General features: G+C 68.8%; 25 protein-coding genes. 14 read left to right on the top strand and 11 right to left on the bottom strand.

What is annotated here, in order from left to right; translation table 11 throughout:
* Nucleotides 1-13: 13 nt before the first annotated feature.
* From fliM to AC07WJ_RS28105, 4 genes are all read left to right on the top strand, one after another.
* The gene (gene fliM / locus AC07WJ_RS28120; protein WP_494938007.1) at nucleotides 14-1,174 is read left to right on the top strand and encodes a flagellar motor switch protein FliM; all 1,161 of its coding nucleotides are present in this window, start codon (nucleotides 14-16) and stop codon (nucleotides 1,172-1,174) included.
* Nucleotides 1,174-1,665 carry a DUF6468 domain-containing protein gene (locus tag AC07WJ_RS28115; RefSeq protein WP_494938006.1) on the top strand — a complete coding sequence of 164 codons (492 nt, stop codon included), beginning with the start codon at nucleotides 1,174-1,176 and terminating at the stop codon, nucleotides 1,663-1,665. The genes fliM and AC07WJ_RS28115 overlap by 1 nt, the downstream gene beginning before the upstream one ends.
* A gap of 9 nt (nucleotides 1,666-1,674) precedes the next feature.
* The gene (locus AC07WJ_RS28110; protein WP_494938005.1) at nucleotides 1,675-2,415 is read left to right on the top strand and encodes a MotE family protein; all 741 of its coding nucleotides are present in this window, start codon (nucleotides 1,675-1,677) and stop codon (nucleotides 2,413-2,415) included.
* A 126-nt stretch (nucleotides 2,416-2,541) separates the two neighbouring features.
* Nucleotides 2,542-6,192 (top strand): tetratricopeptide repeat protein, encoded by a 3,651-nt coding sequence (locus AC07WJ_RS28105; RefSeq protein ID WP_494938004.1) that lies wholly within the window; start codon nucleotides 2,542-2,544, stop codon nucleotides 6,190-6,192.
* 222 nt (nucleotides 6,193-6,414) lie between these two features.
* Here AC07WJ_RS28105 and AC07WJ_RS28100 read toward each other — a convergent pair whose 3' ends face one another.
* On the bottom strand, nucleotides 6,415-6,936 hold the full coding sequence (locus tag AC07WJ_RS28100) for a DUF2306 domain-containing protein (RefSeq protein ID WP_494938003.1): 522 nt from the start codon (nucleotides 6,934-6,936) through the stop codon (nucleotides 6,415-6,417).
* 40 nt (nucleotides 6,937-6,976) lie between these two features.
* On the opposite strand from AC07WJ_RS28100, the gene AC07WJ_RS28095 reads away from it, so the two are divergent.
* Nucleotides 6,977-7,537, top strand: a complete 561-nt coding sequence (locus AC07WJ_RS28095) for a hypothetical protein (RefSeq protein WP_494938002.1) — start codon at nucleotides 6,977-6,979, stop codon at nucleotides 7,535-7,537.
* A gap of 675 nt (nucleotides 7,538-8,212) precedes the next feature.
* On the opposite strand, the gene fliP is transcribed toward AC07WJ_RS28095, so the two are convergent.
* Both fliP and AC07WJ_RS28085 read right to left on the bottom strand, forming a co-directional pair.
* Entirely contained in the window at nucleotides 8,213-9,013 is an 801-nt protein-coding gene (gene fliP, locus AC07WJ_RS28090) for a flagellar type III secretion system pore protein FliP (RefSeq protein ID WP_494938001.1), read from the bottom strand.
* Nucleotides 9,014-9,108: 95 nt separating this feature from the next.
* Nucleotides 9,109-10,407 carry a flagellar biosynthetic protein FliO gene (locus AC07WJ_RS28085; RefSeq protein ID WP_494938000.1) on the bottom strand — a complete coding sequence of 433 codons (1,299 nt, stop codon included), beginning with the start codon at nucleotides 10,405-10,407 and terminating at the stop codon, nucleotides 9,109-9,111.
* A 205-nt stretch (nucleotides 10,408-10,612) separates the two neighbouring features.
* Here AC07WJ_RS28085 and flgB point away from each other — a divergent pair, with 205 nt between their 5' ends.
* The 6 genes from flgB (at nucleotide 10,613) to flhB (ending at nucleotide 14,202) form a co-directional block, all read left to right on the top strand.
* Nucleotides 10,613-11,017, top strand: a complete 405-nt coding sequence (gene flgB, locus AC07WJ_RS28080) for a flagellar basal body rod protein FlgB (protein ID WP_494937999.1) — start codon at nucleotides 10,613-10,615, stop codon at nucleotides 11,015-11,017.
* A gap of 13 nt (nucleotides 11,018-11,030) precedes the next feature.
* Nucleotides 11,031-11,447, top strand: coding sequence for a flagellar basal body rod protein FlgC (gene flgC / locus AC07WJ_RS28075; RefSeq protein WP_494937998.1), 417 nt, complete (start codon nucleotides 11,031-11,033; stop codon nucleotides 11,445-11,447).
* A gap of 2 nt (nucleotides 11,448-11,449) precedes the next feature.
* Entirely contained in the window at nucleotides 11,450-11,761 is a 312-nt protein-coding gene (gene fliE / locus AC07WJ_RS28070) for a flagellar hook-basal body complex protein FliE (protein WP_494937997.1), read from the top strand.
* A gap of 278 nt (nucleotides 11,762-12,039) precedes the next feature.
* Entirely contained in the window at nucleotides 12,040-12,306 is a 267-nt protein-coding gene (fliQ, locus tag AC07WJ_RS28065; protein WP_494937996.1) for a flagellar biosynthesis protein FliQ, read from the top strand.
* A 54-nt stretch (nucleotides 12,307-12,360) separates the two neighbouring features.
* Nucleotides 12,361-13,128, top strand: coding sequence for a flagellar biosynthetic protein FliR (fliR, locus tag AC07WJ_RS28060; protein ID WP_494937995.1), 768 nt, complete (start codon nucleotides 12,361-12,363; stop codon nucleotides 13,126-13,128).
* A 3-nt stretch (nucleotides 13,129-13,131) separates the two neighbouring features.
* Nucleotides 13,132-14,202, top strand: coding sequence for a flagellar biosynthesis protein FlhB (gene flhB / locus AC07WJ_RS28055; RefSeq protein WP_494937994.1), 1,071 nt, complete (start codon nucleotides 13,132-13,134; stop codon nucleotides 14,200-14,202).
* A 66-nt stretch (nucleotides 14,203-14,268) separates the two neighbouring features.
* Here the strand turns inward: flhB and AC07WJ_RS28050 are convergent, their stop codons facing one another.
* Entirely contained in the window at nucleotides 14,269-14,661 is a 393-nt protein-coding gene (locus tag AC07WJ_RS28050; protein ID WP_494937993.1) for a VOC family protein, read from the bottom strand.
* A gap of 391 nt (nucleotides 14,662-15,052) precedes the next feature.
* On the opposite strand from AC07WJ_RS28050, the gene AC07WJ_RS28045 reads away from it, so the two are divergent.
* Nucleotides 15,053-15,763, top strand: a complete 711-nt coding sequence (locus AC07WJ_RS28045) for an aspartate/glutamate racemase family protein (RefSeq protein WP_494937992.1) — start codon at nucleotides 15,053-15,055, stop codon at nucleotides 15,761-15,763.
* A gap of 75 nt (nucleotides 15,764-15,838) precedes the next feature.
* On the opposite strand, the gene AC07WJ_RS28040 is transcribed toward AC07WJ_RS28045, so the two are convergent.
* On the bottom strand, nucleotides 15,839-16,090 hold the full coding sequence (locus tag AC07WJ_RS28040; protein ID WP_494937991.1) for a hypothetical protein: 252 nt from the start codon (nucleotides 16,088-16,090) through the stop codon (nucleotides 15,839-15,841).
* A 135-nt stretch (nucleotides 16,091-16,225) separates the two neighbouring features.
* Between AC07WJ_RS28040 and gcvA the strand changes: the two genes are divergently transcribed.
* A complete protein-coding gene (gene gcvA, locus AC07WJ_RS28035) occupies nucleotides 16,226-17,146 on the top strand; it encodes a transcriptional regulator GcvA (protein WP_494937990.1) in 921 nt (306 codons plus the stop codon).
* Nucleotides 17,147-17,394: 248 nt separating this feature from the next.
* Here gcvA and AC07WJ_RS28030 read toward each other — a convergent pair whose 3' ends face one another.
* From AC07WJ_RS28030 to AC07WJ_RS28020, 3 genes are all read right to left on the bottom strand, one after another.
* Nucleotides 17,395-18,339: a CobW family GTP-binding protein gene (locus AC07WJ_RS28030; RefSeq protein ID WP_494937989.1), complete on the bottom strand. Its 945-nt coding sequence runs from the start codon at nucleotides 18,337-18,339 to the stop codon at nucleotides 17,395-17,397.
* Nucleotides 18,340-18,344: 5 nt separating this feature from the next.
* Nucleotides 18,345-19,883 (bottom strand): amidohydrolase family protein, encoded by a 1,539-nt coding sequence (locus tag AC07WJ_RS28025; protein ID WP_494937988.1) that lies wholly within the window; start codon nucleotides 19,881-19,883, stop codon nucleotides 18,345-18,347.
* 283 nt (nucleotides 19,884-20,166) lie between these two features.
* Nucleotides 20,167-20,817 (bottom strand): hypothetical protein, encoded by a 651-nt coding sequence (locus AC07WJ_RS28020; protein WP_494937987.1) that lies wholly within the window; start codon nucleotides 20,815-20,817, stop codon nucleotides 20,167-20,169.
* A gap of 390 nt (nucleotides 20,818-21,207) precedes the next feature.
* Between AC07WJ_RS28020 and cckA the strand changes: the two genes are divergently transcribed.
* On the top strand, nucleotides 21,208-23,868 hold the full coding sequence (gene cckA / locus AC07WJ_RS28015; protein WP_494937986.1) for a cell cycle histidine kinase CckA: 2,661 nt from the start codon (nucleotides 21,208-21,210) through the stop codon (nucleotides 23,866-23,868).
* A 37-nt stretch (nucleotides 23,869-23,905) separates the two neighbouring features.
* Here cckA and AC07WJ_RS28010 read toward each other — a convergent pair whose 3' ends face one another.
* The 3 genes from AC07WJ_RS28010 to AC07WJ_RS28000 all read right to left on the bottom strand — a co-directional run bounded on the left by AC07WJ_RS28010 (nucleotide 23,906) and on the right by AC07WJ_RS28000 (nucleotide 25,553).
* On the bottom strand, nucleotides 23,906-24,331 hold the full coding sequence (locus AC07WJ_RS28010; protein WP_494937985.1) for a hypothetical protein: 426 nt from the start codon (nucleotides 24,329-24,331) through the stop codon (nucleotides 23,906-23,908).
* A 311-nt stretch (nucleotides 24,332-24,642) separates the two neighbouring features.
* Nucleotides 24,643-24,978 (bottom strand): hypothetical protein, encoded by a 336-nt coding sequence (locus tag AC07WJ_RS28005; protein ID WP_494937984.1) that lies wholly within the window; start codon nucleotides 24,976-24,978, stop codon nucleotides 24,643-24,645.
* A gap of 11 nt (nucleotides 24,979-24,989) precedes the next feature.
* Nucleotides 24,990-25,553: a hypothetical protein gene (locus AC07WJ_RS28000; protein WP_494937983.1), complete on the bottom strand. Its 564-nt coding sequence runs from the start codon at nucleotides 25,551-25,553 to the stop codon at nucleotides 24,990-24,992.
* Nucleotides 25,554-25,574 lie beyond the last annotated feature (21 nt).

The raw sequence follows: 25,574 nt of genomic DNA, 5'->3' as shown, positions 1-25,574 counted from the left end.
AGAGCCTAGACCCATGGCCGCCGCCAACGACATCGACCAGGATGCCCTCGCCGCCGAATGGGGCATGGCGCTCGAAGAGCAGGGCGCCACCGGCACCGATGCGGCCGAAGACTGGGCGACGCTCGGCGAGGACGGCGTTGCCCATGCCAGCGCCGCCAAGGGCGGCGCCGAGCGCATCCTCAACCAGGAGGAAATCGACAATCTCCTCGGCTTCTCGGTCGAGGATCTGGCGCTGACCGACAATGGCGGCATTCGCGCCATCATCGACTCGGCCATGGTCGCGTACGAGCGCCTGCCGATGCTCGACATCGTGTTCGACCGCCTCGTGCGGCTGCTCACGACCTCGCTGCGCAACTTCACCTCCGACAATGTCGAAGTCTCGCTCGACCGCATCCACGCGGTGCGTTTCGCCGATTACCTGAACTCGATCCCGCTGCCGGCCATCCTGACCATTTTCAAGGCCGAGGAATGGGACAATTTCGGCATCGCGACGATCGATTCCAGCCTGATCTACTCGATCATCGACGTGCTGCTCGGCGGCCGCCGCGGCGTCACCGCGATCCGCGTCGAAGGCCGGCCCTATACGACCATCGAAATGGGCCTCGTCAAGCGCATGGTCGAGGTGATCCTGGCCGATGCGGAAGTGGCGTTCCGGCCAATCTCGCCAGTCAATTTCCGCATCGACCGGCTCGAGACCAACCCGCGTTTCGCGGCGATCTCCCGGCCGAACAACGCCGCCATCCTGGTGCGCCTGCGCATCGACATGGAAGAGCGCGGCGGCTCGGTCGAGATCCTCCTGCCTTATGCCACCATCGAGCCGATCCGCGACCGGCTGATGCAGACCTTCGTCGGCGAGAAGCTCGGCCGCGACCCGGTCTGGGAAGGCCACCTGTCGACCGAGATCTTCCAGGCGCGCACGGCGGTCGAGGCGGTGCTCTACGAGGCGGACCTGCCGCTGCGCCAATTGATGAACCTGAAGGTCGGCGACACGCTGGTGCTCGACATGAAGCCGGATGCGCTGGTCAAGGTGCGCTGCGGCGACCAGACCCTGACCGAGGGGCGCATGGGCCGGGTCGGCGACAAGGTGGCCGTGCGGGTGCAGCGGCCGCTCAGGCGCGCCAAGACGACATTGACGCAGTTCGAGCAGATTACCTCCGGAGGCCAGGAACTCTAATGTCCAGCTTCATCGTCTCGCTGATCGTCGAGCTCATGGTGTCTGGCCTGCTGGCCGTGACCATCGGCTATTGCGTCGTGCTCAACCGGCGGCTGCTCCGGCTGCGCTCCGACGAACAATCGCTCAAGGCGACGATTGCCGAGCTGATCACCGCCACCGAGATCGCCGAGCGTGCCATCCAGGGGCTCAAGCTGACGGTGCGCGAATGCGACGGCACGCTGGGCGAAAGGCTGCGCACCGCCGAGCGCTTCGTCGCCGAGATCGAGCGCGAGGTGAAGTCCGGCCAGGAAGTGGTCGACCGTGTCGCGCGGATCACCGCGGCGGCGCGCACGGCCGCGGTGGTGCGCGACAATGCTCCGAAGGTCGAACCGGTGGTGCCGGTAACGGTCGCCGCGCGCGAGCCGAGCGGCATCCCTGCCCATGCCAGCGCCGCCTCGACCCTGGCCGCGGCCAATGCCTTCGCGGCACGCGTCAACACCCGGGCGGCCTGAGGAGGCGAGATGAAGGAATTGCGCCTCCTGCCCATCGTCACCGTCGCCGCGGGGAGCCTGCTGTTCCTCAAGGCGGTCGGATTGATCAGCGGCGATGTCGGCCCGCCGGGACCGCGCGTCGTCTACGCCCAGGACAGCGGCGCGGCGAGCGCGATCCCCGGTCCGGACAGCCTGCTGACCACCGGTTCGGTGCCGGCGCCGCCGCAGCCGCCACCGGCGCCCGCCGCCGCGCCGGCCCATCCCGCGCCGCCCAATCTCGCCCTGCCGCAGCCGCCGCAGGTCTCGGCCTCGGAACGCGCCATCCTGGAGCGGCTGCAGGAGCGCCGCCAGGAGCTGGACGGCCGCCAGCGTGAAATGGACATGCGGGAAAACCTGCTGCGCGCCGCCGAGCGCCGGCTGGAGCAGCGCGCCAACGAGCTGAAGGAACTGGAAAGCCGCATCGCCGGGCTCGAGCAGCGGCGCGACGAGGCCGAGCAGCAGCGCTTCCGCGGCTTCGTCAGCATGTATGAGACGATGCGCGCCAAGGATGCCGCCCGCATTTTCGACACGCTCGAACTGACCGTGCTCGTCGAGGTGGCCCGTGCCATGCGGCCGCCCAAGCTCGCCGACATCCTGGCGCAGATGCAGGCTGCCCCGGCGCAGCGCCTGACCATCGAACTCGCCCGGCGCCCCGGCCAGCAGGCTGCCGCCGACCCGCGCCAGGTTCCGGCCAGCGAATTGCCGAAAATCGAAGGCCGGCCAACACGCTGAGGCGCTTCTCTGCGATTGGCGAAACGGCCTGTTAACAGCCCAAAGCGATGATGCGCTCGACCGGTCGCATGAAGTAGCCGGACGCCGGGGTCGTGTGGCTGGCGAAGCGTAGCGAGTAGCGGACCCATGGACGGGAACGCCGAGGGCATCGGGGGGCGGACACGGGGGCGCTTTGCCACCGTCCTGGCGGAGCTCTGCCTGATCGTCCCGCTATGCCTGCTGGCAGCGCCGCCTTCGGCGCAGGCCCAGGCCACGACCCAGCCCGCACCGACGCCGCCGCTGCCGGCCAAGGCCGATATCTCGGCCGCGACCGATAGCGGCTACGCCCGCATCGTCTTCGGCTTCAATCAGCAGGTGCCCTCCGAGGTCAAGGTCAGCGGCGGCGTGCTGATCGTCACCTTCAGCCGTCCGGTCGCGCTGCAGACCGAGGCGCTGTCGACCCGGCTGGCCGGCTATGTCTCGGCGGTCCGCCGCGATCCCGACGGCCGGTCGCTGCGTTTCGCGCTGTCCCAGCGGGTGACCGTCAATTCGATGGAGGCGGGCGAACGATTGTTCGTCGACATGCTGCCCGACAGCTGGCGCGGCGCGCCTCCGGCCTTGCCGGCCGAGGTGGTCGAGGACCTGACGCGCCGGGCGCGCGACGCCGAGCGGCGTGCCCAGCTGGCCGAAACCCAACGGGCGGCCCGGGTCATGCCGCCTGTCGTCGTCCGGGTCGGCAATCACCCGACCTTCACCCGCTTCGTGCTGACCCTGCCGGAGCCCGTCGGCGTCTCGCTCGACCGTGCCGGCGACCGGCTCAGCATCCGGGTCGGCAAGCCGTTCACCGCCGATCTGCGCCAGACCCGCGAAGGCCTGCCGCATTTCGTTTCCGAGATCGAGGCCAATACCGGAACCGACGAGCTGCTGATCCGCCTGACCGTGCAGCCGGAAGCCGACGTCCGGGCGTTTCGCGAGGAGGGCACCTATGTGGTCGACCTCAGCATGCGCGATCCGCGCCCGACCATGCCGATGGCTCAGGCCCCGCGCAGCGACGCGCGCCCGGCGCCGAGCCCGCCGGCGGTCGTCAACCTGCCGGGCAATGGCCTGCCGATCCCGATCTTCGACCCCGCGACGCCTGCGCCGCGGCTGGCGGCCGCGCGCGGCGAGACCCGTCCGCCCGCTGTTTCCGAGGTCATTCCCGCGCCGGCCCCGGCCGGGGTCGAGACCGCCCCGGTCGCGCCGCTGAACGTCGAGGCGGCCGCTCAGCCCGCCGCGCCGGCGGCCCCGCCGCAAGCCGCGCCTTCTCCCGCCCGTGCGCCGGCGCCGGCGCAGGCTAGCGCTGCTGTGCCGCCCATGGTCGCCGCGCCTCGCGCCGGCGGTCCGGTCATGCTGCAGGCCCGGCGTGCCGGCGGCACCGTGCGTATCCTCGTGCCGTTCAATCAGGAGACGCCGGGCGCGGTGTTCCAGCGCGGCGACACGCTGTGGCTGGTGTTCGACGCGCGCGAGCCGATCGACCTCGCGGGATTGCAGTCGGACGCCATCGGTGCCTTCACCTCGGTCGATGCCTCCCGCTCACGCGACGGCACGGCGATCCGCATCGGCCTCGACCGGCAGAGCCTGGCATCGACCGGCCGCGACGGCGCCGCCTGGATCGTGACGCTCGCCGATACCGTCCTGGAACCGCCGCGACCGGTGGCCCTGACGCGCGCCAGCGGCATCGGTGACCGGTTGATCGCGTCCGCCGAATTCGCCGGCGCGGGCTCGGTGCACCGCCTGAGCGATCCGCTGGCCGGTGACGAGCTGATCGTGGTGACCGGCGCCGGACCGGCGCGGTCGTTCCTGCGCAATTACGAGATGGTCGAATTCACCGCGCTGGCCGGCAGCCACGGCCTGGTGTTCCAGCCGCTCGCCGACGATGTCGCCGTGACCATCGAGGGCGACCGGGTCAATGTCGGGCGGCCGCGCGGGCTGATGCTGACGGCGGAGAATGCCCGGCCGCAGCCGCCGATCCGCTCGGTTCGCCGGCCGCGCGCCATCGCTTTCGACCTGGAATTGTGGGCGGTCGACGAGAAGGCGCCGTTCCGCGAGCGCGAGGCCGACCTGATCACCGGCGCGGCCAGCGTTCACGACACGCAGCGCACGCCGCGGCGGCTCGACCTCGTGCGCTTCTACATGGCCCAGCAGCGCTGGCCCGAGGCCCGCGCGGTGATCGAGACGATCCTCCGGCAGGACCGCCGGGTCGCCGAGGACGGCTCGATCCAGGGCCTGCGCGGCGTCGTCTCGGTGATGATGCACCGCCCGGCCGACGCCTTGCGCGATCTGGCTCACCCGGCGATTTCCGCTTCCCCGGACGTGGTGCCGTGGCGGGCCGCCGCGCTCGCCCTCGACGGCCGCTCGCGCGAGGCCCATGAAGCCTTCGAGGCCAGCGAAACGCCGGTCGGCACCTTGCCGCCGCCGTTCGCGCGCAACATCCTGACCGGAGCGGTCGGCGCGGCGCTCGACGCCGGCGCGGTCGAGCGGGCGGCTCGCCGTCTCGACGAATTGCAGGAGCTCGGCGTGCCCCCCGAGGCGGAGCAGCGGTTCGCGCTGCTGCGCGGCCGGCTCGCGGAAGCCCAGGGCCAGGATCGCGAGGCGCTGATGTCCTATGCGCGGGCGTCGCGCGGTCCGGATGCGCCGGTCAGGGCGGATGCCGACGAGCGTCATCTGGCGCTGCGCTACCGGCTCGGCGAGATCGACGGCAAGGCTGCCACCGAAGAGCTCGAGGTGATGAGCTATGCCTGGCGCGGCGATGACGTGGAAGCGCGCACGCTGGCACTGCTCGCCAAGCTCTATGCCGAGCAGGGCCGGTTCCGCGACGCCTTCTCGACCATGCGCAACGCCATGAAGGTGTTCCCGCGCTCGGAGGCCGTGCGCGGCATGCAGGACGATGTGGCGCGCCATTTCGAGGCGCTGTTCCTCGACGGCAATGCCGATGCCATGAAGCCGGTCGACGCGCTGGCGCTCTATTACGATTTTCGCGACATGACGCCCCAGGGCCGGCGCGGCGACGAGATCATCCGGCGGCTGGCCGACCGGCTGGCCAATATGGACCTGCTCGACCAGGCCGCGTCGCTGCTGCAGCACCAGGTCGACCGCCGGCTGACCGGCGCCGCGCGCTCGCAGGTCGCCGCGCGGCTCGCCGTGGTGCATCTGATGAACCGCAAGCCGGCCGCGGCCCTGCAGGCGCTCAGGACCACCCGGCTCGCCGACCTGCCCGAGGAACTCAGGGTCCAGCGCTATCTGCTCGAAGCCCGGGCGCTCGCCGATGCCGGCCGGCCCGATCAGGCGCTGGAACTGCTGGGCGACGTCAAGAGCCAGGAATCGGAAATGCTGCGCGCCGACATCCTGTGGTCGGCGCAGCGCTATCGCGAATCCGCCGAGCAGAGCGAGAAATGGGTCTCGGCGCGGCGCGGCAACGCGGCGCTGAACGATGACGAACGGCGCCATTTGCTGCGGGCGGCCATCGGTTATGCCCTGAGCGACGAGACGCTGGGCCTCGACCGGCTGCGCGGACGCTGGCGCACGGTGATGGCGGCGACGCCGGATGCCCGCGCCTTCGACGTGGTGACCGCGCCGATCGAGGCGCGCGGCGTCGAATATCGCGAGATTGCCCGCTCGATCGCCGACCGCGATACGCTGGACGCCTTCCTGCAGAACTACCGCGAGCGCTACCCCTCCGAAGCCCCCGGCCAGCAGCGCCGGCCGGCGGCGCCCGCGCCAGGCTCGGCCGACGCCGCGCGGACGCCGCGCCAGGGTTGAGCGGAGGCCCGCCCGTGCGCGGGCGGTGAGGGGGCCGCCCGGCATTTCGGGCAAATGGGCGCAGCGATGCGCAATGCCGTACTCGCACCTCTTCACCTCTCCCCGCCGGGGAGAGGTGGGTTGGTGGTTCTGGAGCAAGTTTCGAAGGGTGCCTGCCCGCAAGGGCATTCGTTCGCGGTTTTCGATGCGGTCCGATCCCCGCGCGCCCAAGGCCGAATCCACTCACCTCCGCCTGCGCGCCCAGCCGATCCCCACCGCCACCACGGCGAGCGGCACCAGCCAGGACGCCCAGACGATGACCGCATAGGCGGTCTCGAACGGCCAGTCGGCGTGACGCGCCAGCACCATGGCCGGCCTCAGCCAGATCGCCGCCGATGTGACCGCGGTCACGGCGAGCATCGCCCGGGCGTGGGATTGAACCTGGCGGCGGCGGATCGCGCCGTAGCCGCGAGACAGGAAACCCAGCCAGGCCAGCGCCTGCGCGACGAAACCGGCCATGGCCCAGGGCGAGGCGATGCCGGCGAGCGCCACCGGCACGGCGGTGGTACCGGCGATCAGGATGGCGACGGCGGCGGTTCGGCCGGCGAGCCGATGCAGGCGCGGCCGCCGCCTGAGCAAGAGGGCCGCGGGCACCAGGACGAGGGCGCCGGCGGCGCTCGCCATGTGGACCCGGAACAGGCCGGGCAGGCGGGCATCGACCACCGCCAGCTCGTAGGGCAGCGCGAGCCGGCCGAGAGCGGTCAAGACAGCGACGGCCGCAAGAGGTAGAACCAGGAGAGCGACAATGACCGCGAGGACGATCGTGCTGATTGCGACACGCGCCCGTGCCCGGGCGTCCGGGGTTCTGGCCGGCAGGCTGATGGGCGGAGCCTCCGTCGTGCTGGGCGCGCTCGCCGTCGCGGTCATGCTGCAGCTTACCATTGGCCATGACAGGCCGGCCAGTGCCGCCTCGCGGCCCGCCACGGCCGCGCCCGACGAACTCGCCGGCCGCTGGTCGAGCAGCAAATATGGCGTGGTCCTCGACCTGAGCCGCTGCGGCGCGGCCTGGTGCGGGGTGCGCGTCGAGGGGACGGCCTGCGGCGACCTCGCCATGCGGCTGGAGCCGGACCCGGCGCGCATGCGCGGGCAGTCGCGTTTCACCGGCACGTTCGACCGGCGCGTCGGCGCAGACCGGCATGCGGTGCAGGCCCATCTGTTCCGTCCGGAGACCGGAGGCGGGCTCAGCCTGTCGCTGGTCGGCGAGCCGGGCCAGCGGCTGCAGATCATGCGCCGCACCTTTCCCTATCAGGACGTGTTCAGCCGGATCGGCGACGCGGCGTGCCGGAGCGAGGCCGGCACGTCCTGATCCCCGGGTTCAGGCGGAGCCGACAAGGCATTGGTCCGGCGCGGCTTTCCGGCGCTGTGTTTCAATGTGGGCAGCCCGGAAGGGCGTTGGTGGGTTGCCCTCAACGAGCGCGAGCGAGTGGCAGAGGAAGCGCACGGCAGATCGACCCTCTCCCAAAGGGAGCTAGCGTTCGCACGCATCTCGGAAATCTACGTCTTTTCAGTTCGTTAGGCGACGATTTGCCGTCCTTCGAGGTTCGCGTCGGAACCACCGCCCACACCTCTCCCCGGCGGGGAGAGGTCGACTGCGAGCGTAGCGAGCGGTCGGGAGAGGGGGCGAGGCGCGAGACGAGACGTCACCATGCGAAACGCATAAAGTGTTGTTCTGAAGCCACAATTCCCCCTCTCCCGGCCTTCGGCCGACCTCTCCCCGCCGGGGAGAGGTGAGGATGGTGGTTCCGGCGCGAGATCTCAAAGGGCGACGCATTCAGGCCCATCTGAAAGATGTGTGCGAACGCTAGCCCAAAGGGAGAGGGTGGCAGCGTCAGCTGCCGGGTGAGGGGCGTGAGCGCTCAGGACGAACGCGACGCTCGTCGTACAGAACGCCCCATCCGGAGATGGACGACCCCTCACCCGGCGCCTGACGGCGCCACCCTCTCCCTTTGGGAGAGGGTTGATTCGCGCGTCTGCCGGCTGCCTAAGTCCCGAAACTTCTGACCAGGCTGCCGGCGACCAGGTTCCAGCCGTCGACCAGCACGAAGAAGATCAGCTTGAACGGCAGCGAGACGGTGACCGGCGGCAGCATCATCATGCCCATCGACATCAGCACCGAGGCGACGACGAGGTCGATGACCAGGAAGGGCACGAACAGGAGGAAGGCGATTTCGAAGGCGCGCCGGAGCTCGGAGATCATGAAGGAGGGGACGAGTACGCGGAACGACACTTCCTGCGGCGTCGCCGGCACCGGCTCGTTGGACAGTTCCTGGAACAGCGCCAGGTCCTTTTCGCGGACATGTTTGATCATGAACTCGCGGAACGGCGTCGAGCCGCGGTCGAAGGCCTGGCGAATGTCGATCTGATTGTCCATCAGCGGCTTCAGGCCGGTGTCGTAGCTCTGCTGGAACACCGGCGCCATGACGAAGCCGGTCAGGAACAGCGAGAGGCCGACGATCACGGCATTGGGCGGCGCGGTCTGGGTGCCGATGGCGGTGCGCAGCAGCGACAGCACCACGGAGATGCGCACGAAGCTGGTCACCATGATCAGGATCGAGGGCGCCACCGACAGCACGGTGATCAGCCCGATCAGCTGGATCACCCGCTCGTTGACGCCGGCACCCTGGCCGAGATTGATCGAGACGTCCTGGGCCAGGGCCGTGGACGCGCCGAGGGCGGCAAGGCCCAGCGCCGCGCTGCCGAGAGCGGCGAGCTCCAGGGCAACCTTCGACCCGCCGATGCGGCGTGCCTTGGCCGAGGCCTGTCCTGTCGTTTTCGGCTGCATCGCTTCCCGCGCTCACGCGAATCGTTGGCGTGAGCTTAGCAGGTTGGGGCGGCCGGGCCGCAGTCGGCCCAGGCCCTCGACGCCGGATCCCCGGCTCAGTTCTTCGGCGCCGCAGGACCACGGCCGAGCAGGGCCGCCATTTCTTCTTCCAGGCTGTCGAAGACCGATTTCTCCGAAGCGGTCAGGGCCTTCGGCGGCTCGGCGGATGATGCCGGGGTCGCGGTGGCCGGCGCCGGGGGGGCGGCCGGGGCGGGGGCAGGGGCCGACGGTGCGCGCGCCGGCGGAGGCGCGGCGGTGACCGGCGGCCGCGGTTCGACGGGGCGCGATTCGGGTGGCCGCGATTCGGCGGGCCGCTGGGCCATCACCGAGGTCGGCACGATCGGCTTGCGCAAGGCTGCCTCGAGACGCGCGGCGATGTCGTCGGGCGGCGCGGCCGAAGGGCGGGCCGGCGGAGCGGGCGGCGGGGGAGGCGCCTTGACCTGCGGCGTCACCACCTGCGACGGCGCAGCCGGCGGCGGCGTCTCCGGCCTGGCGACGTTCAGCGGCCGCGGCGGCGGCGAGGGCATGGCCGGGGTCGCGGCGGGCGTCACCGGCCGGGGCGTTTCGAGACGCTGGGGTTCGACGCGCGGCGGCGGCGGTGCCGGGCGAACCGGCTCGGGCCTCACCGGCTCGACCCGCGACGGCTCGATGCGGCTCGTTTCGATGCGATTCGGCTCGACGCGGGCGGGCTGGATCGCCGGCGGGGCGGGCGGAGCAACCGGGGTGGGCGCCACCGGCTGGACCACCGGCGTTTCGGCGCGCGGCTCCGGCCGCGGCTCATAGCGCGGTTCCGGCCTGGGCTCGGGGCGGGGTTCGGGCCTTGGCTCGGGGCGCGGTTCGGGCCTTGCCTCTGCCCTGGGCTCGGGCCTTGGCGGCGTCGGGTTGTCGAGATTGACCGGCCGCGGCGGCGGCGGCGGCAATTCGCCGGCAGCCTGGCGCGCGGCTTCGCGCATGGAGAGCCGCGTCTGGGCTTCACCGGTGGCCGGCAGGGCCGGCGCCGGCTCGGGAAGCGCGGCGGCGGGAATGTCGCGCAGGGCGCTCGCCTGCACGGGCACGCCGCGGACGATATTGTTCTCGATCACCACGTCGGTCGGGCCGCCGAGCAGGATCAGGTGCTCGACATTGTCGCGCCGGATCAGCACCAGCTTTCGGCGGGCATCGACATCGGCATAGTCGAGCACGGCCAGGCGCGGCTGGCGGCCGCGGGCGGAGGCGCCGATGCCCAGGCCCCGGCCGCGCACCAGCCGGAACACCCAGGCGGTCAGCCCGATCAGCACCAGGACCACGGCGAAGGCGACAATGAAGGTCGCCGCGAGCGGCGCATTGGGACCTAGAAGATTGGATATGAAATTCATCAGAACCGATCCCATGCATGCCGGCAGCGGGCGCAATCAGGCCCGTTAAGTCTATGTTGAGGTTAACGAGCCCGGCAAGGCTTGCCGGGCGCGACCTCCCCGGATGGTTAATCCACGGTGACAAAAGTTAATAGCGCCTTTCGTTTAACGTGTCGTTAACCACGTGCCCGGCATTCTTTGCCCATCGAAGGGGGAGGAGAATCCCGTGGCAGCCGCCGATATCCCGATCTTCTCCATGCTGCGCGACCGCATGCGCTGGCACCAGGATCGCCAGAAGCTGCTCGCCGAGAACGTCGCCAATGCCGAAACGCCGGGCTACCGGGCGCGTGACCTGCGCTCGCCGAGCTTCGAAAACCTCGTGCAGGGCAATACGCGCTCCGGCATCGGCACCAGCACCACCGATGCCCGCCACATCACCGGCTCGGTGCAGGGCGGTTCGCAGTTCCAGGTCAGGCGCGACACCGGAATGGTCACCACGCCGGACGGCAACCGGGTCAATCTCGAAGACGAAATGCTCAAGGTCGCCCAGAACCAGATGGACTACCAGGCCGTCACCGGCCTGTACCAGCGTTCGCTCGGATTGATCCGGACGGCGATTGGCAAGCGTTAGGGAGAGCTGACCGATGTCCACGGATTTCCTCAGGTCGATTCGCATCGCCACCGGAGGCATGCGCGCCCAGGCCGGCCGCATGCGGGTCGTGTCGGAAAATATCGCCAACGCCAATTCGACCGCCGATACCGCCGGCGGTGATCCCTACCGGCGCAAGGTGCCGACATTCCGCACCTCGTTCGACCGTGAATTGCAGGCGACCACCGTCCAGCTCGGCCCGGTCCGGCAGGCCCAAGGCGAGTTTCAGAGCCGCTATGAGCCCAATCATCCCGCGGCGGACGCCCGCGGCTACGTCAAGATCCCCAATGTCAATTCGCTGGTCGAGGCGATGGACATGCGCGAGGCCCAGCGCAGCTACGAGGCCAACCTCAACGTGATCACCTCGACGCGCCGCATGCTGCAGCGCACCATCGACCTTCTGAAGGCCTGACGATGTCCACATCCTCGATCGCCGCCAATGCCTATGCCAGCGCCGCGCGGCTGTTTTCGCCCAATGCGGCCCAGCGTCCCGCCGCGGCCGGCGGCCAGGGCGGCTTCGGCGCCATGCTGAATTCGGCCATGCAGCATCTCGACCAGACGACGCGGACGACCGACCAGCGCGCCCAGCAGATGGCCGCCGGCCGGGCCGATCTCATCGACGTGGTCACCGCCGTGTCGGAAACCGAGGTCGCTATCGAGGCCCTGGTCTCGGTGCGCGACAAGGTGGTGCAGGCCTATGACGAAATCATGCGGATGCAGATCTGAGCGTTACGGCTTTTGACGAAAGTGCTGGTCGCCTGCTCAGCGGTCAGCCGTCCTTCGAGGCTCGCAAGGGCTCGCACCTCAGGATGAGGATCGTGGAGAACTGCAGAACTCCTGCTTATGAGGCGCCGAGGATGCGGAGCGTCCGGCACCGACGCTGATGCCACTCTCTCCATTCCTCATCCTGAGGTGCGAGCTCTTGCGAGCCTCGAAGGACGACCAACCGGCCTGCAGCGCAACCCAAGCGCTTCGACCTGAACCCATTCCGCCCGAGAGCACGCATGACCCCCGCTGATATTCTCGACGTCGCGCGCGACGGCATCCTCACCGTCATCCTGGTCTCGGCGCCGCTGATGATCGTCGGCCTGGTGGTCGGCGTCGCCGTCTCGCTGGTCCAGGCGCTGACCCAGATCCAGGAACAGACGCTGGTCTTCGTGCCGAAGATCATCGCCATTTTCGCCACCATGCTGCTGGTCCTGCCGTTCATGGGCGACCTGATGGCCGGCTGCATGACGCGGGTGATGGCCAAGGTGGTCACCGGCGGGTGAATCAGGTCTGATCCCGCGCTTCAAGGGGACCCGACCTGAGAGGAGGCTCACCCGATGACCTTCTCGTTCACCCCGGAATTCGCGGTGATCTTCGTCCTGATGTTCGCGCGCGTCGGCACCATGATGACGCTGATGCCGGGCCTGGGCGAACGCGCCATGCCGATGCGCGTGCGCCTGGGCGTCGCCGTGCTTTTGACCATGATCCTGTTCCCGCTGCACCGGCCGCTCTATGCGGTCGACCTGGCGCGGCCCGCCGGTATCGTGCTCGTGCTGTTCCAGGAGCTCGCCGTCGGCTTCACGCTCGGCATGGCCGGCCGCATCGCGGTCTCGGCGCTGCAGACCGCAGGCGTGGTCATCGCCAATGCCATGGGGCTCGGCTTCGCCATGCAGGTCGACCCGACCCAGGGCCAGCAGGGCGCGGTCATCGGCACTTTCCTCAGCCTGCTCGGTGTGGCGATCGTCTTCGCCACCGATCTGCATCATCTGGTGATCGCCGCGATCTCGAGCAGTTTCAGCGTGCTCAGGCCGGGCGTGCTGCCGGGTTCGGGCGATGCCGCGCTGTTCCTGGTCGGCGTCATGTCCAAGGCCTTCATGGTCGGCATCCAGCTGTCCGCGCCCTTCCTGGTGTTCTCGCTGGTGTTCAATGTCGGCCTCGGCGTGCTGTCCAAGCTGATGCCGCAGATGCAGGTGTTCTTCGTCGGCATGCCGATCTCGATCGGTGTCGGCTTCCTGATCCTGCTGCTGGTCGTCGGCGTCATGATGGTCCACTACACCGGCCATCTGGAGAGCCTGCTCAGCGAACTCGCGGTCAACCGGAGGTGAGCGGTGGCTGAGGGTGACGACGACAAGGACCAGAAAACACAGGACCCGACGCAGAAGAAGCTCGACGACGCCTTGCAGAAGGGCGACGTCGCCAAGAGCCAGGACCTCGTCTCCTGGTTCATGCTGTTCGCCGCGACCTTGATGGTCGCCATCACCTCCATCGGCTCGGCCGGCAGCCTCACCGCGCCCTTGAAGAACCTGATGGCCAATGCCGACCTGGTCTCGGTCGACCGGGCCGGACTGATGGGCCTGTTCGTCACCTTGGGCCTGGCGATCGCCGCGGCCATCGGCCTGCCGCTGCTCGGCCTGTTCCTTACCGGCATCGCCGGCAACATGATCCAGCACCGGCTGGTGCTGTCGGGCGAGAGCCTGAAGCCGAAATTCTCCAAGGTCTCGCCCATGGCGGGCTTCAAGCGCATTTTCGGCAAGGAGGCCTTCGTCAACTTCCTGAAGGGCCTCGCCAAGATCTCCATCGTCGGCACGGTGATGTTCGCCGTGGTCTGGCCGCAGCGCGCGGTGATCGACTCGCTGGTGCGTATGGATGTCGAGGTGCTGCTTCCGCACACGCTGACCATCATCCTCAGCCTGCTCTATGCGGTGGTGGCGATCCTGGCGGTGCTGGCGGCGGCCGACTACGTCTACCAGTATCGCAGCTGGTACCAGCGCCAGCGCATGACCTTTCAGGAGTTGAAGGACGAGTTCAAGCAGTCGGACGGCAACCCGGAAATCAAGGGCAAGATCCGGCAGATCCGTCGCGAGCGCTCGCGCAAGCGCATGATGGCGAATGTGCCGAAAGCGACCGTGGTGATCACCAACCCGACCCACTTCGCGGTGGCGCTGCGCTACGAGACCGGCATGACCGCGCCGGTCTGCGTGGCCAAGGGCGCCGACCTGATCGCCCTGAAGATCCGCGAGCTGGCGACCGCCAACGACGTGCCGATCGTCGAGAACCAGCCGCTGGCGCGCGCCCTGCACGCCACTGTCGAGATCGACCAGCCGATCCCCGAGGATCACTACAAGGCGGTGGCCGAGGTCATCGGTTATGTCATGCGGCTGAAGGGCGGCCTGCGGTAGGCCGAGCGGCTTCCAGGACCGGTCGCGAGATCAGGGTCGGCCGCTGCGCGTCTCGTTCCGACCGGATCAATATTCGGCGTAGATCTCGATGATATTGTCCTCGGGGTCGCGAAAGAACAGGGTGCGGTGGCGCCAGTTCGGCAGATCCGTCGGCGCTCTCAGAATGGGCACGCCCTTGGCGACCAGTTCGGCATGGCAGGCATCGACGGCCGGCGGGGCGACCCGAAAGGCCAGCTGGACCGCCGCCGATCCGGGCACCGCGGCGCCGTCGTCGCAGACGCTCCACCGGCCGCGTGGCCTGAGCGACAGGAGGGCCGCGCCGACGCGAAAACTGACCCAGTTGTCGTGATCGACCTCGATGGGAAACTGCATGATGTCGCGGTAGAAGGCGCGTGTTTCCGCCATCTTGCCACATAAGAGGACAGTGTAGTCGAGATTGCCTATGCCACCCAGGCCCACTGCGCGTTCTCCTGTCTGTCCAGCTGTCGTCATCGCAGTCTAGACGGCGCAAGCCGGATTTGAAGCCGCGCTCCGAGAGAATGAGGCCCGGGACGTGTCAAGTCGTCCTGGCCGGGCTTGTCCCGGCGATCCACGTCTTCAACCCGGTCGGTCACGAGGCACAAGTCGTGGATGCCCGGGACAAGCCAGGGCAAGACGAAGCGGGGACCTCGGGCCCTGCGCGGCGACGAAGGCGCAGGCTTGCGGGCCGTTGGCGTCCTGGTCGGGCCAAGCCTGGGGAAGACGAGCGACCGCGAATTGCCCGGATCGGGCGCGTTGCCATCCGACGCGGCGGCGCGCCATTCTGCTGGCCGACTCGCATTCAGCAACAGCCAGCGGAAAAGGCCTCATCGTGTCGCAGCAGGGCGTCATCGGATTGATCGGCGGCATGAGCTGGGAGAGCTCGGCCGAATATTACCGCATCATCAACCAGCAGGTGCGCGAGCGGCTGGGCGGGCTCAGGTCGGCGCGCTGCCTGATGTGGTCGTTCGATTTCGGCGAGATCGAGGCGCTGCAGCATGCCGGCCGCTGGGACGATGCGACCGCCCTGATGATCGATGCCGCGCGGCGCCTGGAGCGTGGCGGCGCCGACTTCTTCCTGATCTGCACCAACACCATGCATCGCATGGCCGATCAGGTCGCCGCCGCCGTCGGCATCCCGCTGCTGCACATCGCCGACCCGACCGCCGAGCGCGTCCAGGCCCAGGGCATCAAGCGCGTCGGCCTCATCGGCACCGCCTTCACCATGGAGCAGGATTTCTACAAGGGCCGGCTCATCGAGCGCTTCGGCCTGGACGTGCTGGTGCCCGAGGCCGCGGACCGCGCGGTGGTGCATCGGATCATCTATGAGGAACTGGTGCAGGGCCGGGTCGAGCCGGCCTCCCGCGCGGCCTATCAGGCGGTCATCGCCCGGCTGGTCGCGCGCGGCGCCGAGGCGGTCATTCTCGGCTGCACCGAGATCATGCTGCTGGTGAAACCGGAAGACAGCGCCGTGCCGCTGTTCGACACCACGGGCATTCACGCCGAGGCGGCGGTCGAGCGGGCGCTGGCGGGCGCAAGCTAGCGCGCCGCGAACCCGTGCCCAAAGCAAAAGCGCAGACGAAACGACCCTCCCCCGGAGGGAGAGGGCTTCTTGCGCTCACCAGCAGCCGCGCCTGGAGGTCGATCCGGCCATGCGGCGGGCGATCTCGCGTTCGATGCCGTCGGTGAGCCGGCCGCCCGAGCGCATGACCAGGTTTTCGATCGCCCGTTCCCTGTCGCCCTGCCTGGATTCGGTGATCCGCTCGACCAGCCGCGCCAGCAGGTGGCCGAGGTTGGCCAGCAGCCCGCGTGGGTGATCGGCGGTGGCGTCGTCGGTCGGGTCGAAACTGGAATGGGTCACATAGGCCATGATCCTGGCTCCGGATGGTTTCGGGCGCCGGCACCCGCGAATGGCCGCGGGCAGGGTGCGCGATGGGCTCATGATTGACGGCCGAACCGGGTCGTGACAAAGGATGAGATCTCAGCTGATGGTTGAGGTAATCTCATGCATGGACCGATGCCGCCGCTCAACGCGCTGCGCGCTTTCGAGGCCGCGGCCAGGCATCTCAGCCTGACCAGGGCGGCGAAGGAATTGCATGTCACGGCCGGGGCGCTGAGCCATCAGATCCGCGGCCTGGAGGATCTGCTCGGCCTGAAACTGTTCGAGCGGCGGGTTCGGGCGATCGCGCTGACGCGGGCCGGAAAGCAGCTCTATCCGGGCCTGCAGACCGGCTTCAACCAGATCCGCGAGGCGGTGGCGGGCCTGGAGACGCCGGGCGACGAGCGGGTGCTCGTGGTCAGCACACCGACCGGCTTCGCCGCCAAATGGCTGGCGCCCCGGCTGCATCGCTTCGCCGCCGCCCATCCCGATATCGACGTGCGGATTTCCTCAACCATGGCGCTCGCCGATTTCCGCTCCGACGGGGTCGATATCGCCATTCGCATGCTGCGCAACGAGGCGCCGCCGGACGCCGGGCTCGCGGTCGAAAAGCTGGTCGGCCTCAATTTCGTGCCGGTGTGCAGCCCGGCGCTGATGGCCGCCCACGGCCCGTTCGATACGCCGGAGGCGCTGAGCCACCTGCCGCTGGTCCATGACGATTACCGCACGGGACTGCCGGGCTGGTCTGAATGGTTCGAAGCGGCCGGCGTGACCGGCGTCGACGTTGATCGGGGCCTGCGCTTCAGCAGCCCCGACCACGCGCTGGACGTGACCATCGAAGGCGGCGGACTGTTCCTGGCGCATGACGTGCTGGCCTATGACGAGCTGCGCACCGGCCGCCTGGTGATCGCCTACGGCCTCGTGCTGCGCACCGGGCGCGCCTATCATTTCGTCTGTCCCCGGCACAAACAGGACCTGCCCAATGTGCGGGCCTTTCGCGCCTGGATCAGCCGCGAGGTCGCGGCGGTGGACTGGTGCCGAGCGTAGGGGGGTGATGGTTTGGCTTGGCGCGCTGGTCCGTTGCACAACGGTCAGTCGTCCTTCGAGGCTCGCAAGAGCTCGCACCTCAGGATGAGGAATGTGAGAGTATTGCAACAGCCTCGGTCGTGAGTCGCAACGGATGCCGCGTAATTGGCGCCACCATAACTGCAATTCCCTACATTCCTCATCCTGAGGTGCGAGCTCTTGCGAGCCTCGAAGGACGGCTAACCTCTGTGCAATACACCCCGAAATCGTCACCCCTCCCGCGCGATACACTCCTCCAGCATCGCCTTGGTCGCATCCATATCCAGCTTGCCGTTCTCGGCGATGAGCACCAGCCGCACCGCCGCCGCATCGTCGCGGCCCGATGGCGCCGGCCCGAGCGTCGCCCGCTCGCCGACCAGCTGGAACAGCATGGGCCGGCCGGCCTGCTCGCGGAACGCCACGAACCCCTTGGCGCGCACCAGCCGGGGGCTGAGCTTGCCGATCACCGCCTGGAAGCGGGCAAGCGACAGCGGCGCTGACGCCGTCCAGCTCATCGTCTCGAAGCGCGGCGTCGAGAAACCGTGGGCGCGGGGGCCGGTCCCGGCTTCGCGGGGGCCACGCGGCTCGGCGCCGAAGGCGAGCTCCGGCGCGATCCGGCCTTCGGTCACGTCGAAGATCATCCGTTCCGGCCGGATCCGCGCCAGCAAGGCGCGGGCGCGGGCGAGCTCCTCTGGCGTCACCAGGTCGGCCTTGTTGAGCACGACGATATCGGCCGCCGCGATCTGCGCCCGGCACAACGCGTCGTCGAGCATGGCGGGGTCGTCGGTCAGCGCGCGGGCATCGGCGAGCGCGATGACGGCTTCCAGCGCCGCCTCGCGCCAGATCACGGGGTCGAGCAGGTTCTGGACGATCTCGGCGGGGTCCGAGACGCCGCTGGTCTCGATGACGATGCCGTCGGGCGGCGGGTCGCGGCGCAGCAGGCGGCTCAGCGTGCGCAGCAGATCGCCCTGCAGCGAGCAGCAGATGCAGCCATTGGCGAGGCTGACCACGCCGTCGGCGGCACCCGCGATCAGCTCGGCATCGATATTGATCGCGCCGAAATCATTGACCACGGCCGCCAGCCGCCGGCCGTCGGCCGAGGTCAGCAAATGATTGATCAGCGTGGTCTTGCCGGCGCCGAGAAAGCCGGTGACCAGCAGGACCGGGACGGCCATGCGACCTAGCCCTTGGCCTTTTGCGGCCGGCGGATCGGCCGGCCGGGCCGCGCGGTGGTGATCAGCTCGCCGCCGGCGATGATCGGCTCGCCATTGACCAGGACGTGGCGCATGCCTTCGGCGGCCTGGTTCATCTGCTTGAAGGTCGCCTTGTCGGTCAGGCTGTCATAGTCGAACACCACGATATCGGCATCGGCGCCGACCTGCAGGCGACCCTTGGTCCGCAGGGCCGGCGTGCTCTCCTCCAGGATGCGCGCCGGGATGAGCGTGCATTTGGCGAGACCGTCGATCAGCGACAGCGCCTGCCGCTCGCGCACCCATTGGCGCAGGAAGCGGGTGAAGGTGCCGGACGAGCGCGGATGCGACGAGGCATTGGCCGGCAGCGGCCAGGCGTCGCCGTCATAAAACGAGCCGTCGGCGAGCGACCAGGGCATGGCGTCGGAGGCGATCGCGCCGCCGGGATAGAGGATCGAGACGTCGAGCAGGTCGCGGTGGCGCTGGTTGGCCTCGACGTCGAGGAAATGCCAGAGCACCAGCGAGCCGGGATCCTGGGCTTGCGCCGCCAGCATCTCGTCGCGGTTGGTGAAGCTGCGGCCGGTATCGACCATCTCGACCGCGCCGTAACCGCTGCCGGTGCGCTCGGGGAAGGCCGGATCGGCGAAGAAGGCGGCGCCCAGCACGGTCGAGCCGGTACCATAGGGATAGGCTTCCACCGTCACCTTCAGGCCCTGGTCCTGGGCCTTTTTCACGAGCTTGGCGGCGCGTTCCACATCCTGCAGGCTGGTGCTGTTGAAGTGGCAGATATGCATATGCGCGCCGGTGGAACCGGCATAACCGATGAGCCGCGTATAGGCCTCGATCGAGCTCCTCGGATCGACATTCGAGGCATAGGCGACATGGGTATAGGTGGGCACGTCGTAACGGGCGGCGAGGCTCGCCACCTCGGACAGCTCCTTGACGCCGGCGCCGGGCGCATAGGCGTTGAGAATGCCGATGCCGATGCCACCCTCGTCGAGCCCCTCGGCGAGGCGGGCGATGATCTCGTCGATCTCGGCCGGGCTCGCGACATTGTCGACCCAGCGCTTGTCATGCGAGCTCCGCCCCATGAAGCCGAGCTCCGGTTCCGGCTCGGTGCCGATCATCGCGGCGATGCGGGCGAACACCCAGTTGGCGGCGGTGCCGTAATTCAACACCCGGCCCTTGCCGGCCTGGTTGTCGTACCAGGCGCTGACCGGCAGCGTGCCGGCCTCCAGCTCCAGCGAGGTGGTCACCCCGTCAAAGGCCTGCATGCGGTCGGCGGCAACCGACTGACCATGGGCATGCAGGTCGATGAAACCCGGCGCCACCACCAGCCCGCGCGCGTCGATGCTGCGCGCCGCCCCCGGCTCCACCGTGCCGACCGCGACGATGCGCCCACCGCGAATGGCGACATCGCCGAACGCGTCGCGCCCGGTCTCGGGATCGACCAGCCGGCCGCCGCGGATCACCAGGTCATAGGGGCCGGATTGGTTCGGCTGGACGGAAGACATTGTCGTCTCGGTCATCGGAAAATCGCTCCGGAGGGGGAGGGGACGGCGACGCGCGCGCCGACAGCGGGCGCAACCCTAGGGGAAGGCGGCGCGCGATGTCGAGAAGGAGGGTGGGGGGCAGTGTCGCGGAGGGTGCAGGGGTGGGGGGCGAGGCGCGCCGAGAAAAACGACAGAAGCTCCGCTGTCCCGACATTCGTCCACACGGACCTGCGACGCCAGGGATTGACCAAGTGCTGCCATCCGCCAAACGCCCGGACGGGGTGAACCCGGCCGGGCGATGGCGTGACGGTGAGAACGCTCACCGCGCCTGCATCGGTTGCCAGCCGTTCGGCGTGTACATGTAGTACTGTCCCCGATTGTCCATGACGAAGGCATTGCCGGTGTTCGGGTCGCGCTGGATCTGGCCCGGTTGGGTATGGGGCAGGACGTAGCTCTGGCCGTTCGGGCCGATATAGGTCGAGTTGCCGCGCAGGAGATTGCCGACCTCGGCATTGTTGCGCTGATAGCTGTCCTGATAGCCCCGCTGGGCCTGGCCGCGGGCGGCCTCGGCCTCGCGCAGCCCTTGCAGGCGCTGCTGCTCGGCGGCCTGGTTGCGGGCTTCGTTCTCCTGGTAGCGGGCGGTGCCCTCGCGGCTGAAGCGGCCGGTGGCGGCATATTGATAGGCGAATTGCTGCGGCGTCATCTGGCCGCCCTGCATGCGGTGCTGCTGGTAAAGCGCCTGGAACTGCGGATCCTGCATGACCTGGGCAATGATGCCCTGGGTGTTCTGCTGCATGCGCGCGTTCAGCTCCTGCTGCTGGCGCATCGACTGGTTGAGCATGCCCTGATAATCCGGGCCGATATCATAGCCGCGATAATAGGTCTGGGCGGCGGCCGGCGCGGCCTGGGCCGCGAGCGCCGCGGCAAGGGCGAGGCCGGCGAGGGCGGAGTGAAGGCGATTGCAAGCCATGTCTGAACTCCTCGTTGGGGGACCGGCTGCACTGGGCGCCGCTTGAGGAGGACGTTAGGCAGGCCACGCTGCGCGCGGCAGTGTCGCGGCTTGCACGGCGTTGCGGGGGCATGGGCGCCATCGAAAATGCGCCTGCTCGGGCCGCGGCGCTGAACGAGCTGATAGCGGCGATGATCGACCGGAATGGTTGGGGAAGCCGGGCGCGGCGTCAAGACGCCGGCGTTGCAATTGGCCGTGATGGTCGGCATGGCGAGGCGTGGGAAACGCCTTCGCGGGGGCGGAAAACCCGCCTGCGCCCTTGCCAGTTCGTTCGGGAACCTGCACCACTACAATGAGATCAGGGGCTTGCCCGGATTCTCTCTCTTGGCTCCCAGAACGGCACGTTAAGCCATGGCTATCGCCGAAAAAAGTGCTCGCCCGAAGGCGGGTACATCGCAGAAACCCCCGGTGCCGCGCGCGGTCGATCGCGCCGACCGGTCGGGCTCGACGACCATGGTGCTCCTGGTGGCGCTGGTGCTGGTCGGCGCCGCGCTGTTCTTCCTGACCATCGGCCGCGACAACGCCTATCCCTATGTCATCGGGCTTTTGGCGATCCTGTCGGTCGTCGGCGTGTTCTCGCTGTTCGCTTATGCCGCCGGCATCCTGCGTTTCGCGACGGAGGAAAGCCGCAACGATTTCACCAAGGCGATGGTCGACAGCACGCCGGATGCCGCTGTCGTGACCGAACCGGCGGGCCGGGTGCTCTATGCCAATCCGAGCTATCTGGAGCTCACCGGCACCAGCGGCGAACATGACGTGCGCGGCGTCGAGCGGGCCTTTTCCAATGCGCCCGAGGTGTCGGAAGCGATCTACCGCCTGTCGCAGGCGGCGCGCGAAGGCCGCCGCCACCAGGAGGAGGTGCGCCAGCCGGACGGCGAGGGAGCGCGCTGGTTCCGCCTGCGCGTGCGGCCGCTGGTGCGCGACGGGCTGCCGGCGCCGCTCGGCATGAACAAGGCCACCGTGTGGACGGTGGAGGATATCAGCCGCGACCGGCAGAATGCCGAGAGCGCCTTCGAGACCCTGCAAAAGGCCATCGACTTTCTCGACCACGCGCCGGCCGGCTTCTTCTCCATGGAGCCGAATGGCGAGATCGCCTATATGAACGCGACGCTGGCCGGCTGGCTCGACCACGACCTGGCCGAGGTCGGCCCGGGCGGCCTGGCGCTGGCCGATATCCTGGCGGCCGACGGGGCGGCGCTGCTGCGCACGGTGACGCCGGCGCCGGGCGAGGTGCGCACCGCCACCTTCGATCTCGACCTGAAGAAGCGCGGCGGCGAAGCCCTGCCGGTGCGCCTCTTGCACAAAGTCGCCTTCGCCGGCGACGGCACCGCCGGCTCGTCGCGCACGCTGGTCATCCATCGCGGCCGCGGCAGCGATACCGGCGACAGTCTGCGCGCGGCCGAGGTGCGCTTCGCCCGCTTCTTCAACAATTCGCCTTTGGGCATCTCGACCGTCGACAAGGCGGGCCATGTCGGCCGGTCCAATCCGATCTTCGCCCGGCTCTCGGCCGAGCTGCTGCCGGCGGGCGAGATCGGGCCGCGCTCGATCCTGTCGCTGGTCAAGGACAGTTCCAGGCCCGGGCTGTCGCAGGCGATCGGCGAGGCCGCCGAGGGCCGCGGCGACCTGGTGCCGGTCGACGGCGCCCTGCAGGGCGACGCCAACCGCTTCGCCCGCTTCTTCGTCGCCCCCGTGGATGATCCCGACCAGCCGGGCGAGGCGGCGATCGTCTATGCGGTGGAAACTACCGAGCTCCGGCAATTGCAGGAGCAGTTCGCCCAGTCGCAGAAGATGAACGCGGTCGGCCAGCTCGCCGGCGGCGTGGCGCATGACTTCAACAACGTGCTGCAGGCGATCATCGGCCATGCCGACCTGCTGCTGATGAACCACAAGCCGGCCGATCCGTCGTTCAACGACATCACCCAGATCAAGCAGAACGCCAACCGGGCGGCGAGCCTGGTGCGCCAGCTGCTGGCCTTCTCGCGCAAGCAGACGCTGAGGCCGCAGGTGGTCCAACTCGGCGACGTGCTGTCGGATCTGTCCATGCTGCTGCGCCGGTCGCTCGGCGAGCGGGTCGGCCTCGACATGGTGCATGGCCGCGACCTCTGGCCGATCCGCGCCGATGTCACCCAGCTCGAACAGGTGATCCTCAACCTGGCGGTCAATGCCCGCGACGCCATGCCCGACGGCGGCAAGCTGACCATCAAGACGCTGAACGTGGCGGCCGCCGATATCCGGCGCTACGACAGCAAGGACCATCCGGTGGAAGTGCCGGCGAGCGATTGCGTGCTGATCGAGGTGAGCGATACCGGCACCGGCATTCCCGACGAGGTGGTCCAGAAGATCTTCGATCCGTTCTTCTCGACCAAGGAGGTCGGCAAGGGCACCGGGCTCGGCCTGTCCACCGTCTACGGCATCGTCAAGCAGTCCGGCGGCTATATCTTCGTCGATACCGCGGTCGGCAAGGGCACGACGTTCCGGATCTTCCTGCCGCGCCATGTCGAGGAGGCCGAGGAGGCGCGTGCCGCGCCGCCGGCGCCGCCGGCCGCCCTGCTGGTGTCGGGCAAGATCGAGGCTCCGGCCGTCGCGGTCGCCGTCGCGCCGCCGGCCCCCAAGCCGCCTCAGCCCGCGCGCGACGATACCGGCGCCGGCACCATCCTGCTGGTCGAGGACGAGGACGCGGTCAGGGCCTTCGCCTCGCGTGCGCTCGCCTCGCGCGGCTATACGGTGCTGGAGGCGGCCTCCGGCGTTGAAGCGCTCGAGGTGATGGAAGGCGCGGGCGGCGCGGTCGACCTCGTCGTCTCCGACGTGGTCATGCCCGAAATGAACGGACCGACCTTGCTGGTCGAGCTGCGCAAGACCAATCCCGACCTCAAGGTGATCTTCGTCTCGGGTTATGCCGAGGATGCCTTCAAGAAGGACCTGCCTGAAGGCTCGCATTTCGCCTTCCTGCCCAAACCCTTCTCGCTCAAGCAGTTGATCGAGGCGGTGAAGGAACAGATCAAGAAGGACTGAGGGACGAGGCTTGTTGGAGGCTTGCGGAACGACACACCTAGTCGTTCGGGCCGGTATCGGAGAAGCGGAAGCCGTCCGCCGTCTTCGTGAACAAGAAATACGCGTGGCCGCAGAACATGTAGAAGCTCTCGGCACCTTCGCCGTTCTTCTCGTAGACGGGACGCGTCGTCTGCAGGCATGTGCGGTTGCGCGGCGTGAAAAGCTGCCGGTAGATTCGGCTCTCGAAATAGGCTCGGTCGCGGTGCGCGTCGTCGTAATAGAACGGCAGGCGGGTGAGCCCCGCAACGGCGCTCGCGTCGTTTGCCCGCAGGGCCTGGCGGAAGCCGACGAGGTACTGGCGGAATTCCGCCGCGAGGGCCGGCGGCCCGGCGAGCTCCCGCTGGGCGAGGGCGTTGCCCGTCGAAAGCGCGGCGAGAAGAAGCCCGAAGGCGGCGGCGAAGGTCGAGCGGCGCTTGAGTCGCATGATGCAGGGGTTCCTTGTCGAGCGTCGCCGGAGGACCCTGATGGTCGTCTCTGTGGAGCTTCTCTCGTCTTCCGTTATGTCAGCGGAATGCTGAGTGCTCATGCCGCGACGGATGTCGACGTGTTTCCGAGCGGACGGACCCCGATCCTGCGGCGGGGCTTCCCCCGGGCAACCGCCAAGCGCGGCTGAACCGCCTCGGGTTTTCCGGAGGCTCCCAACTTCGGGAGATTGGAGCCATGAGCGGACAAAGACCGAGTGAAGCGGTCGCGCGACGGGGCGAGAGCTCAAGACAGCCCGCCCTTTGCTGGCAATTACTGGCAGTTCCTGGCGATGACCTGGCGCCAGTCGGCGATCGAGCCGACCAACTGGCCAACATTCTCCGATCGCGCCCGCCCCGTGCTGCAGCGCTCGAACACCGAGGCCGCCTGGGTCATGGCGCGCAGCTGGTCGCGGAATGCGTTGCAGCGCAGGATCATCGGCAGGTCGCGCGTCTGGTCGAGGCGGCTCTGGGCATGGCGCAGCCTCGTGTCGGTGGCCGAGAGGTCGCGGGCGCAAAAGGCTTCGGAGGGCGATGCGGCAGCGAAGGTCGACACCACCGCCGTCAGGACGAGCGCGACGGCGATGCGGGCAACGGCTTTGGACTGCATGATGCGATGATTTACCGGCAGCTGGACGACACAACGCCGCGCCATTCGGCGGCGGTCTGGCGGATGAAGGTGACCTTGGCCGCGCGGTCCTGGCCCGAGGTGCAGCGATCGGCCGCCGTCGCTGCGCGCGACAGGGCGGCGAGGTGATCACGCAGCGCCGCGCATTGCAGCCCCATATCCGCCTCTTCCAGCGCCTCGAACCTGGCGAGCGTCGCATTGGTCTCGGCCTCGGCGGCCGCGAGTTCGTCGGCGCAGGGACGCACGACCTGCGGCAACGCCTGCAGCGACGCGGTCTGGGGCAAGGAGCGCGGAATCTCGGCCTGACGGGTTTCGGTGGGCGCGGCGACCAGCGGCTGAGGGGCCGACTGCGTCATCGTCTGGTTCTGCAGCAGCGATGGCGGGAGGGCCGCGAGCTGCAGCGTCTGGCCTTGGGCCGCGGCCGGCCAGGCGGTCAGGATCATCGCCAGGAAAGCGACGATCGTCGCGAGCACCAGAGAACTCGCCACCAGCGCCAGGGTCTGCGCGTCGGCGGAAGCGGGTTTGGCTGCTGCAAAGACCTGGTTCGACCTGGGCATCGCGTGTCCCTCCGGCATGGC

The organism is Phreatobacter sp. GW821-FHT04C01, from assembly GCF_059420385.1.
Note: the sequence above shows the minus strand (reverse complement) of the source record. Positions and strands in the feature narration are given on the sequence as shown.